Source organism: Brevundimonas sp. ZS04 (genome assembly GCF_001956865.1).
In the GTDB taxonomy this organism is placed as follows: domain Bacteria; phylum Pseudomonadota; class Alphaproteobacteria; order Caulobacterales; family Caulobacteraceae; genus Brevundimonas; species Brevundimonas diminuta.
In genome coordinates this window covers 1-14,141 of sequence record NZ_MTHE01000027.1, presented here as the reverse complement: position 1 = coordinate 14,141, position 14,141 = coordinate 1, and the positions used below count along the sequence as shown (strand labels likewise).

The following is a 14,141-nucleotide window of genomic DNA, read 5'->3' as shown; positions in this document are numbered from 1 at the left end:
AGACAGGTTCAGCACCGCCCGCGCCAGTTCGGCCAGCGTCACCTCTCCATCCGCCGCCGCCCGCGTCAGCGACCGCGTCAGGCTGGCCCCCGCGCGTCCGAAGGCGTCCTCGATCGAGGCCGCCGCCCGCTCCGCCGGCTCTTTCAGCGCCTCCAGCGCCGCCGCGGCCTCCGCCGCCTTCACCGGCACGGCGTCGATCCCGTCCGGTCTGAAACCATCAGTCATCCGGCCACCTCTCCTGCATCCGCTCCAGTTCGCCGCGCCCCAGCGGCGCGGCCTGAGCCGGCGCCGCCGTCAGCATCCGCCATTCCTTCAGCGACAGCCGCCAGAAGCCCTCCGGCCCCACGCCCATCCGCGCCGCCGCCTGCATCATCTCCGCCCATTGACGGTCATGGGGCGTCATCAGGCCGCCGCCGCAAAAGCCTTCGCCACCGCCTCCGCCGCCTCACGCGGATCGACCGGCGCTGTCGCCAGCCCCTCCGCCAACACCGCCTCGCCCCCGCCGCGGAGCAAGGCCGCCAGCACCACCATCAGATCGCGCGCCGACAGCGCCTTCATCCGCTCGGCCAGCGCCGCCATCCCGGCGACGCCCAGCCCGGTCTCGATCTCGGCCAGCGCCCCCAGCGTCAGACACAGCTTCCGCTCCGCCCCCGCCAGCCTCGCCACGACCTCGCCCCGCACGCCGTTCACCATCACAGCGCCGAGAACGTCACTTCGCCTGCGCTGGCCAGGCTCAGCGCAAAACTCGCCTCGCCCTCATGCTCCCCGGTGTATTCCAGCGCCGCCACCAGGAACGGCCCCTCCAGCACGCCGAAGTCCGGCACGATCAGACGCCACGTCTTCGCCGCCTGCTCGAAGAAGGCCTCGCGGATCAGGGCGTCCGACGCCGCGTCGCGGAATATCCCCTGCCCCGACACCGCCGCCGACTTCACGCCCGCGCCCGCCAGCAGTTCGCGCCACCGCCCGGCGCTGTCGCTGTCGGTCGCGTCCACCGTCTTGGCGTTCAGCGAGATCGTCCTCGCCCTCAGCCCCGCCACCGTGGTGAAGGCGCCGCCCGCGCCCTCGATCTTCAGCAGGATGTCCTTGCCCCGTTGCGCGCTCATCTCAGATTTCCTCCGTCACGGCTCTCAACCGCATCACCGCCCACGCCCGCTTCAGATCCGCGCTGCGGAACAGGTCCGTAAACGTCACCGCCACGCTGACCGCCTTCACCCCGTCCGCCTCCAGCGGCGCATCGGCCAGCCGCGCCCGCACCGCCGCCGCCACGGCCCGCGCCTCCTCCAGCCCCCTGAACCGACTGGCGCACGTCAAGGTCAGCCGCTGCTCCACCCCGCCGCCGTCGGCGTTCAGCGGTCGGCTCTCGCACCGCCCGAGCACCAGATGCGGAAACCCCGCCCCGGACGGCGCTTCGTCCCAGACCCGCACCGGATCGCCCAGCAGCGCCTGCAACGCCCCATCACCGCCCAGATGCGCGATCAGCGCCTTCGCCAACGCCCCTTCATGATCCTTCATCGCATCCGCTCCAGGTCCAGCCGCACCCGGCCCGCCGCCTTCGGATCGGCCTCGATCCCGACCAAGGCCCAGTCCGCTCCGCCGAAGCGCGCCACCAGCCCCTCCTCCAGCCTCGGATCGGCCCGCACCGTGGCGCTCAGCGTCTCCACCGCGCGCGTCACGCCCGCTTCCGTCCGCTCGCGCCGCCTTCGCGCGCCCAGCGCCAGCCACAGCGAACCGACCGGCTCATAGCTGACGACCTGCCCGCCATAAGGCGTCTGCGCCGCCACCGGCCGCACCAGCGACGCCACCACCTTCATCGCCCCCGCGCTCACAGCCGCACCACGCGATAGGGCGCGATCCACCCCTCGACCGGCGCCGCGCTCATCTCGCCGTCGCCGCGCTCATAGGCGCGCATCACCAGCATCATCACCGCCAGCCTCAGCGGCGCCGGCGAGGTCGAGGTCAGGCTCAACCCGACCTCCCCCTCCACCCGCGCCTTGGCGGCGTCGATCAACGTCTGGATCAGCCCGTCCTCCGCCTCATGCTCGACGCGCAGGAACAGCTTCGCCTCCGCGAGGCTCACGGGTGCGCTCATTCAAATCTCCAATATTCTGCTGCCTTCTCCCCTTGGGGGAGAAGGTGGGCGCCGCAGGCGCTCGGATGAGGGGAAGGGTTCAACAGACGACCGGCTAACCGGGTGCACGCAGCCCCCGTCCCCCTCATCCGTCTCGCTCCGCGAGCCACCTTCTCCCCCGCAGGGGAGAAGGAAGACCGCCGCCGCCCTTACGAGGCCGCGAACTTCATCAGCTTGATCGCGTCGAAGTTCTGCACCCCGCCGCCGACACGCTTGGTCGTGTAGAACAGCACATAGGGCTTGGCCGAATAGGGATCGCGCAGCACCCGCACCCCCGCGCGATCCACGATCAGATAGCCGCGCGCAAAGTCCCCGAACGCGATCGACAGACTGTTCGCCGCCACATCCGGCATCGTCTCGATCTCAGTCACCGGATAGCCCAGCAGACTGGCCGTCTCGCCCGGCCGCGTCGCCGGCGACCAGATGTAGTTCCCGTCCGCGTCCTTGAACTTCCTCACCGCCGAGACCGTGCGCCGGTTCATCACGAAGCGCCCGTTCGGCCGATACTGGGCCTTGGGCGCATAGATCAGGTCGATCAGCTTATCGACCGGACTGGCGCTGGCGAAGGCGCCCGCCGCGCCCGAGGCCACCGTGCCGATCTGGCCCCAGGTCTGCGTGCCCTCGGTCGCCGTGGCGTAGGCCAGGAAGCCCTTGGGCTTGTTGACCCCGTCGCCGCTGACGAAGGCCGCCGTCTCCTGCGCCGCGAAGGCGTCCTCGACCTCCGCCGCCAGCCATTCGTCCAGGTCGATCAGGGCGTCGTCCAGCAGGCTCTGCGTCGCCGCCGGACAGGCGTAGAGATCCGCCGACGAGAACTCCAGCAGCGCCAGCGTCGCCGGGTCCGTCTCGGGCCGCGCCGCCGTCTCGGCCACCCAGCCCGCCTGAATACCCGCCGTCGACACCGGCTTCCTGAATACGCCCGAGCCGACCGTGCGCACCGTGGCGATCTCGCGCATCGGCGACCCCGCCATCAGGCGCCGCTCGATGGCGCGCTCCGTCTCCGGCGGCACGACATAGCCCGCCGAGTTCGACGCCGACGACAGCCCCGCCTTCAGCTCCAGCCCGTGCGCCTGACCCGACTTCATATAGCCGTCCCACGCCGCCTTGGCCTCCGGCGCCGCAACCACAACGGGCGGCTCGGCGCCCAACATCGGACGGCGGCTCTCGCTCAGCGCACGGTCCATGCGCGCCTGCGCCTGAGCCACCGCCTGATCGATGCGCGCCACCTTCTCCTCCAGCAGCGCATCGGCCGAAGCCTTCTTCTCGATCTCGTCCAGACGGGCGTCATTGGCCCCTTTGAACGCCTCGAACGCGGCCATCATCTCATGCATGGCGGCGCGCGCCTCGGGATGCCCCGAGACGGTCTTGATCTCTTTCATGGTCTCTCCAGAAAAATGCGCGACCGTCCTGCGGCGCGCCGTCAACCGGGCCAGGCCCGGAACCCGTGCGATCCTTCGTGCATCCGGGGAACCGTGCTACGCCGTCCTCGGATCAAGGGATGGATCAATGTTCAAGATCGCCGTCGCCGCCGTGTCTGCGGCTGGGCTCATGTCATGCACGGCGCATGACGCTTCGGCTCAACGCCCCTCCGCCGCCTCGTCGTCAGAGACGCCGCGCCTCTCGCCGGGCCAGGGGCGCCTTTCGGCCTACACCTCGATCAATCTGCGGATGTTCGAGACCCTGGGCGCCTGCGAGCATCTCAATCGCGACAGCGCCGGCGATCAGGCTTTCGCGGCCCACCTCCGCCGCCACGCCCCGACCGCGGACCAGGCCGAACGCCGCGCCCTCCGGGAAGCCTATGACAGAGGCCGCAGCCCCGCCGTCGCCTCGCGCCAGACGCCCGAAACCTGCGCCGTCGCCCTGCGCGGCTACCGCCAGGAAACGCCCGGCCTGCACGGCCGCCGCGACGACCGCCCTCTCGCCTCGCCTAAGCTCTAAGCCATGCGGATCGTCTTTCTCTACGGCCCCGTCGGCGCGGGCAAGCTGACCGTCGGCCGCGAACTGGCGCGCCTGACCGGCCTGCCGCTGTTCCACAACCACTTCGTCGTCGACGCCGTCGGCGCCGTGTTCGACTTCGGCTCCGAGCCCTTCATCCGCCTGCGTGAAGCCTTCTGGCTCAAGACCTTCGCCGAGGCGGCCCGCGCCGAGCGCTCGCTCATCTTCACCTTCGCGCCCGAGGCCACGGTGGACCCCGATTTTCCCGCACGCGTTCAGGCGGCGATCGAACCGTTCGGCGGCGCCGTGACCTTCATCGCCCTGGCCGCCTCGCCCGAGGAGCAGGAACGCCGGATCGTCCAGCCCAGCCGCGCCGCTTTCGGCAAGCTTCAGTCGGTCGATCTGCTGCGTCGTCTCCGCGCCGACTTCGACGCCAGCCTGGCCGCCATGCCGCCCGCCGACCTGACCATCGACACCGAGGCCTGCTCGCCGTCCCAGGCCGCCGAGCGCATCGCCGCCCATCTGGCCGACCGATAGGTCTGCTACGACTTCCTGCGGTTCAGCTTCACCAGGCCGAACCCCACGGCGAAGCCCAACAGCAGGCCTATGGCCATGTTGTCGATCAGCGCGCCCAGGATGATGCCTCCGCACACGCCCAGAACAAAGGTTCCGCCGCTCTTCTTGTCCATCGCCCGCTCCCGCCTTGCGAAGGCCGCATCAGCCTTCGCAGGGCCGAAGTCGTCAATCTGTTTTCGCTCTGAACCGCGCGCCCGGCAGCATCGGGAACGTCACCAGCGACACCTCCCACAACTCCGCCCGGCTCAGCACCCTCAAGCGCCCGTCGCGCCGCGCCTTCATCGCCCGAAACCCGATCGACAGCCCGTCCAGCGCCCCGGCCCGCGTCAGGGCGGCTGCATAGCGAGCCTCGGCGGACCAGTCCTCGATCCGCCCCTCGACCCACAGGCCGCGCTCGTCCTCGACCATCCGGTCCCAGACGCCGACCACCGCGCGGCTCTCGTGCTGATGCAGCATCCGCACCCCGCCCGCGCCGGTCTTGGCCAGACTGTCCGCAAACACCCCGCGCGCCGTCACGTCGCCGTTCAGATCGGCCACGCCCCACAGCGAAGCGTAGCCAGCGATGAATAGCGTCCCTCTCCCCTTGCGGGAGAGGGAGACCGCGCACGGCGGCGCAGCCGTCGTCCTCGCGCGGTCGGGTGAGGGGGCGCGCAACCCCTCATCCGGCCCTTCGGGCCACCTTCTCCCACAAGGGGAGAAGGACGAGCGCTTCCCCATCACTTCCCCTCCAACTGTCGCTCGATCCGCTCGACGGCCGCGCGCACGGCCTCGCCCTGCGCCTCCAGCCGCGCCAGCCGCTCGGCGACCAGCCTCTGCTCGCCCACGCGCTGTTCCAGCGTCGCGATCCGCGCCGCCGCCCCGCCCGCCCACACCAGGCCGCCCACCGTCTGCACCAGCAAGGCCGCGATCAGGGCGACGGGCATCTTCTTCATCGCCTCCATCACGCCTCCACCCCGGCCATCCGGCGCCGTTCCTCGTCGGTCAGGAAGCTGGCCGCGTTCAGCCGCGCCCACAGCGCGTCGCGCTCGACCTGCAACGCCGGAACCGCATCCAGATCCGGCTCGATCCGGCAATCGACGAACCGCCCGCCCAGCCAGCCCGTCATCGCTCCGGCCGCCTTTCTCACCAGCGGGATCACCGTCCCGCGCCAGAAGGCCGCGTTCGCCTCGCGATAGTTGGCGTAGGTCGCATCCCCGGGAATCCCCAGCAACTGCGGCGGCACCCCGAACGCCAGGGCGATCTCCCGCGCCGCCGCGTGTTTGCCCGCGATGAAGTCCATGTCGTGCGGCGTCAGACTCATCGGCTTCCAGTCCAGCCCGCCTTCCAGCAGCAGCGGCCGCCCGGCGTTCCGCGCCCCGGCATGGGCCTCGCCCAGCTCCGCCTTTAGCGCCTCGAACTGATCCGCCGTCAGCCGCTCCCCGTCCTTGGCGCCATAGACCAGCGCCCCCGACGGCCGCGCCGCATTGTCCAGCAGCGCCTTGTTCCAGGCCCCCGACGCATTGTGCACGTCGATGGCGAAGGCCGCCGCCTCCAGAGGCGAAAACCCGTAGTGATCATCCGTCGGGTGAAACAGCTTCAGATGCATGACCGGCGACCAGCCGTCGCCATGCCGCCCGATCCGCACCGACCGCCCGCCGACCGCATACTCATAGGCTTCCGGCCACCCCGCCCGTCCGGGGACCACCTTCACCCGATCGGGCCTCAGCGCCCACAGCTCGTCCGGCGCCCCGTCGCCGTCGGCGTCTCCGGTCGCCTCGACATAGGCGTTGCCCGCCGTCTGCAGCGCGCCGTACAGCGCCTCCATCAACTCCCCGCCCGACTGCTCGGGATTGGGCTTGTCGATCAGCCGCACCAGCGGATGCTCCGCGCTCCGCACGCCCCCGACCATGACCATCAGCGGCGTCGAGGCCGCCGCCTCCGCGATCATCCGCACGCAGCGATAAGCCACGGCGTTCTTGCCGAACCCCTCATCGGCCAGATGGGCGTAGTGGCGCGGCGTCCACCGGGGACGGCCAGCCGAAGTCAGGGCGATCAACGGCCCCGCGCGGCTATCCTTGATTTCAGGCGCAGCCATGCGCCGCCGACCGAACGGTCGTCGCCAATCCATTGAAATCTCCATGTCTGTCTTCCTTCTCCCCTTGTGGGAGAAGGTGGCCCGTCAGGGCCGGATGAGGGGTGTCGACGCGAGGTCCGCCCGGAAGCCCCCAGTCTGCTTCCTCGCACCCCTCATCCGTCCGGCTTCGCCGTCCACCTTCTCCCACAAGGGGAGAAGGATCAGATCACAACGCCCGCAGCCTCGGCTGCGTCTTCCCGGCCAGCAGCAGATGCGTCAGCGCCCAGACCAGCGCATCCGCCCGGTCCGGGCTCTTCGCCCCCGGCGTCTCGCTCCCCAGCGCCATCATCTCTTCTTCCAGCGCTGGAAACGCGCCGCAGTGAACCACCCGCCCCTGCTCGTACAAGGCCGCAACCGGCTCCGCCCGCGCCTTCTTGCTTCGGCTGGCGTGGACCAGCTTCACCTGCGCCGGACAATCCGCCTGCCCCAGCAGGGTGCGCACCATCTCCCCGCCCTGATTGGCCTCGGCCAGCACCAGATCGGCCTCGAACTCCCGCGCCGTCTCGGCCACACGCCGCGCCCAGCCCGCAGGCGACAGCCCCCGCGCCGAGCGATCCGCCAGCACATAGCCCGTCTTATCTTTGCGTCCCGCCGCCACGATCCCGCAGGCGTCGCCGTGGGCGCTGGCGGGCGGATCGACCGCCACCACCACCCGCTCGAACTTCGCCGGCCGGTTGCCCCGCGCCCGCGCCAGATCCTCGGCCCGGAACAGGGCGCCGTCGGCCTCGACCACCAGCCCCTCCATCTCCTGCGCCTCCAGCCGCGTCCCGGCGTAGAGCGCCTGCAGATGCCCCAGAAACCCCGGCGCCAGATGGGCCGCATTGTCCTTCGTCGCCAGCCGCGCCTTCACCACCCCCGGCTCGGCCAGCAACCGCCGCAACGCCGGGATCGGCCGAGGCGTCGTCGTGATCGCCAGCTTGGGATCTGCCCCCAACCGCAAGCCGAACCTCAGGTTCGACAACGTCGCCTCGATGTTCCTCCAGGCGCAGAACTCATCCGCCCAGGCCGCATGAAACTGCGGCCCGCGCAGGCTGTCCGGGTCTTCCGCCGAAAACGCATAGGCCGCCGCGCCCGAGGGCCAGACCAGCCGGCGCCGCCCCGCCTCCCAGCGCGGCCGGTTGTCGCCCGGCGCCTGCGCCTTCAGCCCCGACGGCCCCTCGACCATCACCTCGCGCACGTCGTGCAGCGCCGGACCCACCAGGGCGAAGGTGCGATCCTTCGCCTTGGCCAGCTCATTCATCCAGAACCCGCCCGCGAAGGTCTTGCCCGACCCGCGCCCGCCCAGCAGCACCCAGGTCCGCCAATCCGTATCAGGCGGCGGCCAGACCTGATCGTCGTTCAGCCTCGGCGTCGCCCTCAGCAACCGCAGCAGCTCCTCGCGCGTCGCCTGTTCCAGCCGCTGCTGCGCCAAACCCCTTGCGCTCGGCGACCCCGAGAAGATGATCGAGACGAGACTGCAGCTCTGCCCGCATGGTCCGTTCTTCGTCGTCGGTGATGTCACGATCGTCTTCGCTCATTCCGTCCTCTTCAGGGTCGCGAGGCTTTCGAGGGGGCGAGGGCGCCAAGGCCGCCACAGCCTTGGCCGTGCGGGCCAGCACGCCGATGGCGCGCCCCCGCTTCTCGGCCTCGGCCACATCGGCCGGCGGCTCCGCCGCGGCCACCACGGCGATCGCTTCGTCGGTCAGCTGCATCAGCCGCCCCAGCGCCCCGTCCAGCCACTGCGCGACCGCCGCCGCCCGCTCCGCTTCGTCCCCTTTTCCCGCCATGACCGAACCATAGCGGACCAGCGTCCTCAGGCTGGCGAACAGCCTCCAGAACCTCGCAAAGCCGGGAATTTACAGGGATCGGCGCACCCGGCTGCGATAGCAGGGACGAGATGGCCTTCGCCTATACCGCCATCGCGGGCGGTTGGTCGCAGGACAGCCACCGCGTCAGGGCGGCGGCCAGTTCGGCGATCTGGATCGGCTTGGCCAGGTGGCCGTCCATCCCCGCCTCCAGACAGCGCACCACCTGTTCCGACTGGACGTTGGCCGTCAGCGCCAGGATCGGCGTCCGTCGCCCGGTCCCGGCCTGCATCCGGCGGATTTCGCGCGTGGCCTGCAGCCCGTCCATGACCGGCATGTGCACATCCATCAGCACCAGGTCATAGGCGCCCGAATGCACCGCATGGACCGCTTCGGCGCCGTCGGCGACGGCCTCGACCTCCAGCCCCAGATTTCTCAGGATGGCGCTGACCAGTTCACGGTTCGCCGCCGCGTCGTCGGCCATCAGCACCCGCCCGCCGATCGCAGAGTCGGCCGTCTGTCCCTGACGCGTCTCGACCGCATCGTTCTCGGCCTCGGCCACGGCCAGCGGCGCCTCGAACCAGAAGGTCGAGCCCTGTCCCGGCGTGCTGTCCACCCCGATCTCCCCGCCCATCAGTTCGACCAGACGGCGCGAGATCGCCAGCCCCAGCCCCGTCCCGCCATAGACCCGCGTCGTCGAGGCGTCGGCCTGGGTGAAGCGATGGAACAGTTCGCTGATTTTTTCCGGCGGTATGCCGATGCCGGTGTCGCTGACCGCCGCTCGCATACGCCACAGACCGTTCTCGTCGAACCGTCCGTCCAGCGTCAGCGTCACCTCGCCCCGCGCCGTGAACTTCACCGCATTGGACAGGAAGTTCAGCATCACCTGGCGCAACCGCCCCTTGTCGCCGGTCAGGCGCGCAGGCGTATCGGCGGCCACCACCACCCGCAGGATCAGCCCCTTGAGCGAGCACTGGCTCTCGATGATGGCGGCGGCGCCGTCCACCAGGGCCCGCGTGTCGAACGGCTCGGGGTCCATCTCGATGGCGTCGGCTTCCAGCTTGGAATAGTCGAGGATGTCGTTGATGACGCCCAGCAGGGCCTCCGACGCCGTGGCGATGCGCTCGACATAGATGCGCTCTTCCGGCGGCAGATGCTCCGACCCGTGCAACAAGCCCGAAAAGCCGATGACGCTGGTCAGCGGCGTCCGCAGTTCATGGCTCATATTGGCCAGGAATTCGCTCTTGGCCTGCACCGCCGCCTCGGCGGTCTCCTTGGCCTCCAGCACCTCGGCCTCCAGCGTCTTGCGCTGGGTCATGTCGCGGATCACCACCACCACGTCATCGACCTGGCCGTGCTCGTCCTTCAGGGCCTTGAAGGTGCATTCGACCCAGACGGTCTCGCCGTTCTTGTGCACCGCCCGGTGCTCCAGGCGGGTCGGCTCGCCGGTCTTCACCGCCTTGCCGATGGCGCCCAGCACCAGATGGCGGTCCTCGGGGTGGACATAGTCGGTCGACTGGCCGCTCATCTCCTCGTACGTCCAGCCCAGAAGCTGCTGGATCGCCGGCGAGATGTATTTGCTCGACCCGTCCATCTTGACCCGGGTGATGACGTCGCCGGTGTTCTCGGCCAGCAGGCGATAGCGCCGCTCATTGGTCTGCGCCGCCCGCAGGAGCCGCTCGCGCTCGGTCACGTCCTGCAGCACGCCGAACAGGGCGATCACCCGGCCGGTGGCGTCCTTCTCGGTCGCCCCCTCGGCCGCCACGACGCGCTCGACGCCGTCGGCCCCGACCAGCCTCAACTTGAAGGTATAGCCCTCGCCCGTCTTCAGCGCCCGCTCGACCAGGCGCTGGATCTCCGCGCGGTCGTCTTCGTGATAGTGGCTGAACACGTCCTCCAGCTTGGGCGAGAAGGCGCCCGGCGCGATCGCATGGATGCGATAGATCTCGTCCGACCAGGTCACGGCCCCCGTCGTGATCTCATAGCGCCAGCGCCCGACCCCGACCATGTCCTCGGCCAGCCGCAGCGTCTCCAGACGCGCCGCCTCCTGGCGCATGGCCTCGGCGTGCTCCATCAGTTCGCCCGCCAGACCGGCCAGTTCGCGGATCAGCCGCAGCTCCGTCTCCGTCGGCGCAGGGCGCGGCTTGACGTCCATCACGCCGATGGCGCCCGCCGGACGGCCGTCGCCCGCGCATACCGTGGCCCCCAGGAAGAAGCGCACCCGCGGTTCGCCCGTCACCATCGGATGATCGCGATAGACCGGATGCTCCAGCGCGTCCTCGACCGCCACCACCGCTTCGGGCCCCAGGCTCGCCAGGGCGTGGCTGACGCTGCTCATGCGCGGAATGCTGATCTCATCCAGCCCCACGCCGGACAGAAAGACGGCGCGGTCCTCGTCCAGCACGGTGATCATGGCGTGAGGCGCGCGGAACGCCGCGCAGGCGATCGCCGTCAGCCGGTCAAACGCATCCCGCGCGCCGGTCTTCGCCCTCTTTTGTGCTGCGACAAAGCCCATCTGCCCCCATCCTACCCCCCTGCGGACGAATTATTCGTTAGCAGAGCCGCGTTCGCCCATCCACTCCGGAGCCTCGAACTCCAGCGCGTCCTCCGGCTCCTTCAACGCCAGCTCCGAAACCGTCTGGCGCCGCACCGAGACCCCGGCCGCGTGCACCGTCTCCGGGTCGCCGGACACCAGCGGGTGCCACCAGGCCAGCGTCCGCCCTTCATGCAGCCGACGATAGGCGCACGACAGAGGCATCCACTTCAGCCGCTCGATGTTGTCCGGCGTCAGCTGCACGCAGTCCGGCACCTCGGCCTGGCGCTGGGCGTAGTCGGTGCAGGTGCAACGGTCCGGGTCGAACAGCTTGCAGTGCACCCGCGTCGGGATGATCTGCCCCGTATCCTCGTCCTCGAAACGGATGACGCAGCACAGGCCGCAGCCGTCGCACAGGCTCTCCCACTCGGACGGAGACATCTCCGCCAGGGTCTTGGTTTCCCAGAAAGGCTTGGGCGAGGTGGAATTCATGGGCGCGCCTATACGCCCCAAATCCCCATCTGTCGCGGTTTCAGTGACTGACGCTCTTGGAGAAGAGGTTGATCACCACCACCCCGCCGATGATCAGCGCCAGGCCGATGATCGCCGGAAGGTCCAGCTTCTGCTTGAACAGGAACAGGCCGATCACCGAAATCAGCACCACCCCCAGCCCGCTCCAGATCGCATAGGCCAGCCCCACCGGCATCTGCTTCAGCGCCAGGGTCAGCAGGTAGAAGGCGACGCCGTAACAGACCGCCAGCCCCGCCGTCGGCAGCGGTTTGGTGAACTGCTGCGACTGCTGCAGCAGGGTCGTCCCCATCACTTCGAAACCGATCGCTCCAAGCAGGGCCAGCCAGGTCGCCGGGCTCATTCAGCGCTCTCGCCATAGGCGTCCGTCAGCAGACTGCCCGGCGTCAGCAGCGACAGCAGGGCCTTTCTCTGCTCCGGCGACACCTCATGCGTTCCGAACAGGTCGCTCATCCACAGACCGTCGGCGATCAGACGCAGCATCAGGGCGTCGTCCTTGCCTGCCGGATCGTCGGGATCGTCCACCGCCAGAGCGCCCATCGCCGCGCGCCAGCGCGGGGTCAGGCTCGGTTGAATGGCGCATGCAGCCAGGACGGCGCGGCCGATGCTGAAATCGCGCTCTGTCGCGGGTTCGTAAACGATCGTCCGCAGATAGGCCCGGGCGTTGCGGCCATAGGGGTTGGGATCACGCGCCGCCTCGGCCAGCACCGCCGCCGTCATTTCGGACGCCAGATGGTCGATCACCCCCTCCAGCAGGGCCAGCTTGTTCGGGAAGTGATGCAGCAAGGCCCCCTTGCTGAACGGCAGGCGCGCCACCACCGCATCCAGCGTCACCCCCATCGCCCCCTGGTCGGCGGCGATCTCGATGGCCATGTCGATGATCTGGCGGCGGGTGTCTTCGGGCGTGCGGCGGGTCGGTTGAGCGTCCATGCAAAGCGACATACCGTCTGGACGGTTTTATGTAAATCCCGAAATATTGGCCCTCGCCCCCCGGTCCGCGCTATAGGCGTCGCCTCCCTTTTCGGACTGGTGTTCATGGCCGCTCGCCCCCCTCTCGTCGCCCTCAAGGACGTCCGCCTTCAGGACGGCCCCCGCCCGCTGTTCGACGGCGTCGACATGGCGATGGAGCCGCGCAGCCGCGCCGCCCTGGTCGGCCGCAACGGGGCGGGCAAGTCCACCCTGATGAAGGTGGTCATGGGCCTGATCGAGCCGGACTCGGGCGACCGCTCGGTCCAGGCCGGCACCCGCTTCGCCTATGTCCCGCAGGAGCCCGTCATCACCGGCGAGACCCTGGCCGACTACGCCGCCTCGGGCGAGGCCGAGCGCTGGACCGCCGAAAGCTGGCTGGAGACCTTCGGCCTCAACCCGGCCAAGTCCACGCAGGGTCTGTCCGGCGGCGAGATCCGCCGCGCCGCCCTCGCCAAGGCCTTCGCCGAAGAGCCCGACCTGCTGCTGCTGGACGAGCCGACCAACCACCTCGACATCCTGGCCATCGAACTGCTGGAGAACGAGCTGATCCAGGCCCGTTTCGCCCTGCTGGTGGTCAGCCACGACCGCGCCTTCCTGAACCGCGTCACCGACACCGTTCACTGGCTGGAAGGCCGCAGGGTCCGCACCCTGAACAAGGGCTTCGTCGAGTTCGACGACTGGGCCGCCAAGGTCATGGAGGAAGAAGCCGAATCCCTGCGCCGCCTGACCAAGCGCATCGAGGCCGAGACCTACACCTTCTACCGCTCCATCACCGCCCAGCGCACCCGCAACGAGGGCCGCGCCCGCGCCCTGCAGCAGATGCGTCTGGACCGGGCCGAACGGGTCAAGGATCTGCCGCGTGAACTGAACCTCGGCGTCGATTCCGGCGCCGTCTCGGGCAAGCTGGTCGCCGACATCAAGGGCGTCAGCAAATCGTTCGGCGACCGGACCATCTTCAAGAACCTGACCACCCGCATCATCCGCGGCGACCGTCTGGCCATCGTCGGCCCCAACGGCGCGGGCAAGACCACCCTGGTCAAGGTGCTGCTGGGCGAACTGGCGCCGGACGAGGGCGCCGTCCGCATGGGCGCCAACCTCGAACCCCTCTACCTCGATCAGTCGCGCGAGGGGCTGAAGTCGGACATGACCCTGTGGGACGCCCTGACGCCGGGCGGCGGCGACTCCATCCTGGTGCGCGGCCGCTCCATGCACGTCGCCGCCTACTCCAAGGACTTTCTGTTCCAGGAAGCCCAGCTGAAACAGCCCATCTCCACCCTGTCGGGCGGCGAGCGCAACCGGCTGCTGCTGGCGCGGGCGCTGGCCCAGCCCGCCAATCTGCTGATCCTCGACGAGCCGACCAACGACCTCGACATGGACACGCTGGAGAAGCTGGAGGAACTGCTCGAATCCTACGACGGCACCCTGATCCTGGTGTCGCACGATCGCGATTTCGTCGACCGTCTGGCCACCTCGACCATCGCCCTGAACGGCCGCGGCGACGTGGTCGAGACGCCCGGCGGCTGGCAGGACTTCCTGCGCCAGAACCCCGGCTTCCTCGCCCCGCCCCCGACCCACGCC

The 14,141-nt window shown here is 69.6% G+C and carries 20 protein-coding genes and 1 pseudogene; 3 read left to right on the top strand and 18 right to left on the bottom strand.

The genetic code is table 11. From position 1 onward, the window contains the following. The 8 genes and pseudogenes from BJP32_RS16370 to BJP32_RS16335 all read right to left on the bottom strand — a co-directional run. Window positions 1-225 (bottom strand): annotated as a pseudogene (locus tag BJP32_RS16370) (phage tail tape measure protein); the annotation flags it as partial. Next, window positions 218-403 (bottom strand): phage tail assembly chaperone, encoded by a 186-nt coding sequence (locus BJP32_RS16365; RefSeq protein ID WP_046653199.1) that lies wholly within the window; start codon window positions 401-403, stop codon window positions 218-220. The gene BJP32_RS16365 and the pseudogene BJP32_RS16370, both read right to left, overlap by 8 nt. Then, the gene (locus tag BJP32_RS16360) at window positions 403-693 is read right to left on the bottom strand and encodes a GTA-gp10 family protein (RefSeq protein ID WP_046653197.1); all 291 of its coding nucleotides are present in this window, start codon (window positions 691-693) and stop codon (window positions 403-405) included. Before BJP32_RS16360 ends, BJP32_RS16365 begins: the two co-directional genes overlap by 1 nt. After that, window positions 693-1,103 carry a phage major tail protein, TP901-1 family gene (locus BJP32_RS16355; RefSeq protein WP_046653196.1) on the bottom strand — a complete coding sequence of 137 codons (411 nt, stop codon included), beginning with the start codon at window positions 1,101-1,103 and terminating at the stop codon, window positions 693-695. The genes BJP32_RS16360 and BJP32_RS16355 overlap by 1 nt, the downstream gene beginning before the upstream one ends. Window position 1,104: 1 nt before the next feature. Beyond that, a complete protein-coding gene (locus tag BJP32_RS16350) occupies window positions 1,105-1,512 on the bottom strand; it encodes a DUF3168 domain-containing protein (protein WP_076224848.1) in 408 nt (135 codons plus the stop codon). Beyond that, a complete protein-coding gene (locus tag BJP32_RS16345) occupies window positions 1,509-1,826 on the bottom strand; it encodes a head-tail adaptor protein (RefSeq protein ID WP_233126878.1) in 318 nt (105 codons plus the stop codon). Before BJP32_RS16345 ends, BJP32_RS16350 begins: the two co-directional genes overlap by 4 nt. Next, window positions 1,823-2,089, bottom strand: a complete 267-nt coding sequence (locus tag BJP32_RS16340; protein ID WP_046653193.1) for a head-tail connector protein — start codon at window positions 2,087-2,089, stop codon at window positions 1,823-1,825. Before BJP32_RS16340 ends, BJP32_RS16345 begins: the two co-directional genes overlap by 4 nt. 188 nt (window positions 2,090-2,277) lie before the next feature. Then, the gene (locus tag BJP32_RS16335; RefSeq protein WP_076224846.1) at window positions 2,278-3,504 is read right to left on the bottom strand and encodes a phage major capsid protein; all 1,227 of its coding nucleotides are present in this window, start codon (window positions 3,502-3,504) and stop codon (window positions 2,278-2,280) included. Window positions 3,505-3,631: 127 nt separating this feature from the next. Here BJP32_RS16335 and BJP32_RS16330 point away from each other — a divergent pair, with 127 nt between their 5' ends. Beyond that, complete coding sequence (locus tag BJP32_RS16330; RefSeq protein WP_076224845.1) at window positions 3,632-4,063, top strand: hypothetical protein; 432 nt, start codon at window positions 3,632-3,634, stop codon at window positions 4,061-4,063. 3 nt (window positions 4,064-4,066) lie between these two features. After that, window positions 4,067-4,597: a shikimate kinase gene (locus BJP32_RS16325; protein ID WP_076224843.1), complete on the top strand. Its 531-nt coding sequence runs from the start codon at window positions 4,067-4,069 to the stop codon at window positions 4,595-4,597. Window positions 4,598-4,602: 5 nt separating this feature from the next. Here BJP32_RS16325 and BJP32_RS17540 read toward each other — a convergent pair whose 3' ends face one another. The 10 genes from BJP32_RS17540 to BJP32_RS16280 form a co-directional block, all read right to left on the bottom strand. After that, window positions 4,603-4,749: a hypothetical protein gene (locus BJP32_RS17540; RefSeq protein ID WP_003165818.1), complete on the bottom strand. Its 147-nt coding sequence runs from the start codon at window positions 4,747-4,749 to the stop codon at window positions 4,603-4,605. A 52-nt stretch (window positions 4,750-4,801) separates the two neighbouring features. Then, window positions 4,802-5,200 carry an HK97 family phage prohead protease gene (locus BJP32_RS16320; RefSeq protein WP_040346918.1) on the bottom strand — a complete coding sequence of 133 codons (399 nt, stop codon included), beginning with the start codon at window positions 5,198-5,200 and terminating at the stop codon, window positions 4,802-4,804. A 152-nt stretch (window positions 5,201-5,352) separates the two neighbouring features. Beyond that, the gene (locus tag BJP32_RS16315; protein ID WP_233126876.1) at window positions 5,353-5,568 is read right to left on the bottom strand and encodes a hypothetical protein; all 216 of its coding nucleotides are present in this window, start codon (window positions 5,566-5,568) and stop codon (window positions 5,353-5,355) included. An 8-nt stretch (window positions 5,569-5,576) separates the two neighbouring features. Then, window positions 5,577-6,755 carry a phage portal protein gene (locus tag BJP32_RS16310; protein ID WP_143255498.1) on the bottom strand — a complete coding sequence of 393 codons (1,179 nt, stop codon included), beginning with the start codon at window positions 6,753-6,755 and terminating at the stop codon, window positions 5,577-5,579. Window positions 6,756-6,915: 160 nt separating this feature from the next. Beyond that, window positions 6,916-8,160: a DNA-packaging protein gene (locus BJP32_RS16305; RefSeq protein ID WP_233126875.1), complete on the bottom strand. Its 1,245-nt coding sequence runs from the start codon at window positions 8,158-8,160 to the stop codon at window positions 6,916-6,918. Then, a complete protein-coding gene (locus BJP32_RS16300; protein ID WP_076224840.1) occupies window positions 8,060-8,515 on the bottom strand; it encodes a hypothetical protein in 456 nt (151 codons plus the stop codon). Before BJP32_RS16300 ends, BJP32_RS16305 begins: the two co-directional genes overlap by 101 nt. A 121-nt stretch (window positions 8,516-8,636) precedes the next feature. Further along, the gene (locus BJP32_RS16295; RefSeq protein ID WP_076224838.1) at window positions 8,637-11,048 is read right to left on the bottom strand and encodes a PAS domain-containing protein; all 2,412 of its coding nucleotides are present in this window, start codon (window positions 11,046-11,048) and stop codon (window positions 8,637-8,639) included. A 30-nt stretch (window positions 11,049-11,078) separates the two neighbouring features. Next, on the bottom strand, window positions 11,079-11,558 hold the full coding sequence (locus BJP32_RS16290; protein ID WP_046653184.1) for a YcgN family cysteine cluster protein: 480 nt from the start codon (window positions 11,556-11,558) through the stop codon (window positions 11,079-11,081). A 40-nt stretch (window positions 11,559-11,598) separates the two neighbouring features. Next, entirely contained in the window at window positions 11,599-11,937 is a 339-nt protein-coding gene (locus BJP32_RS16285) for a multidrug efflux SMR transporter (protein WP_046653183.1), read from the bottom strand. After that, window positions 11,934-12,524, bottom strand: coding sequence for a TetR/AcrR family transcriptional regulator (locus BJP32_RS16280; RefSeq protein WP_046653181.1), 591 nt, complete (start codon window positions 12,522-12,524; stop codon window positions 11,934-11,936). The genes BJP32_RS16285 and BJP32_RS16280 overlap by 4 nt, the downstream gene beginning before the upstream one ends. Window positions 12,525-12,623: 99 nt before the next feature. On the opposite strand from BJP32_RS16280, the gene BJP32_RS16275 reads away from it, so the two are divergent. Continuing rightward, on the top strand, window positions 12,624-14,141 hold a 1,518-nt coding region (locus tag BJP32_RS16275; RefSeq protein WP_233126874.1), incomplete at its 3' end, for an ABC-F family ATP-binding cassette domain-containing protein.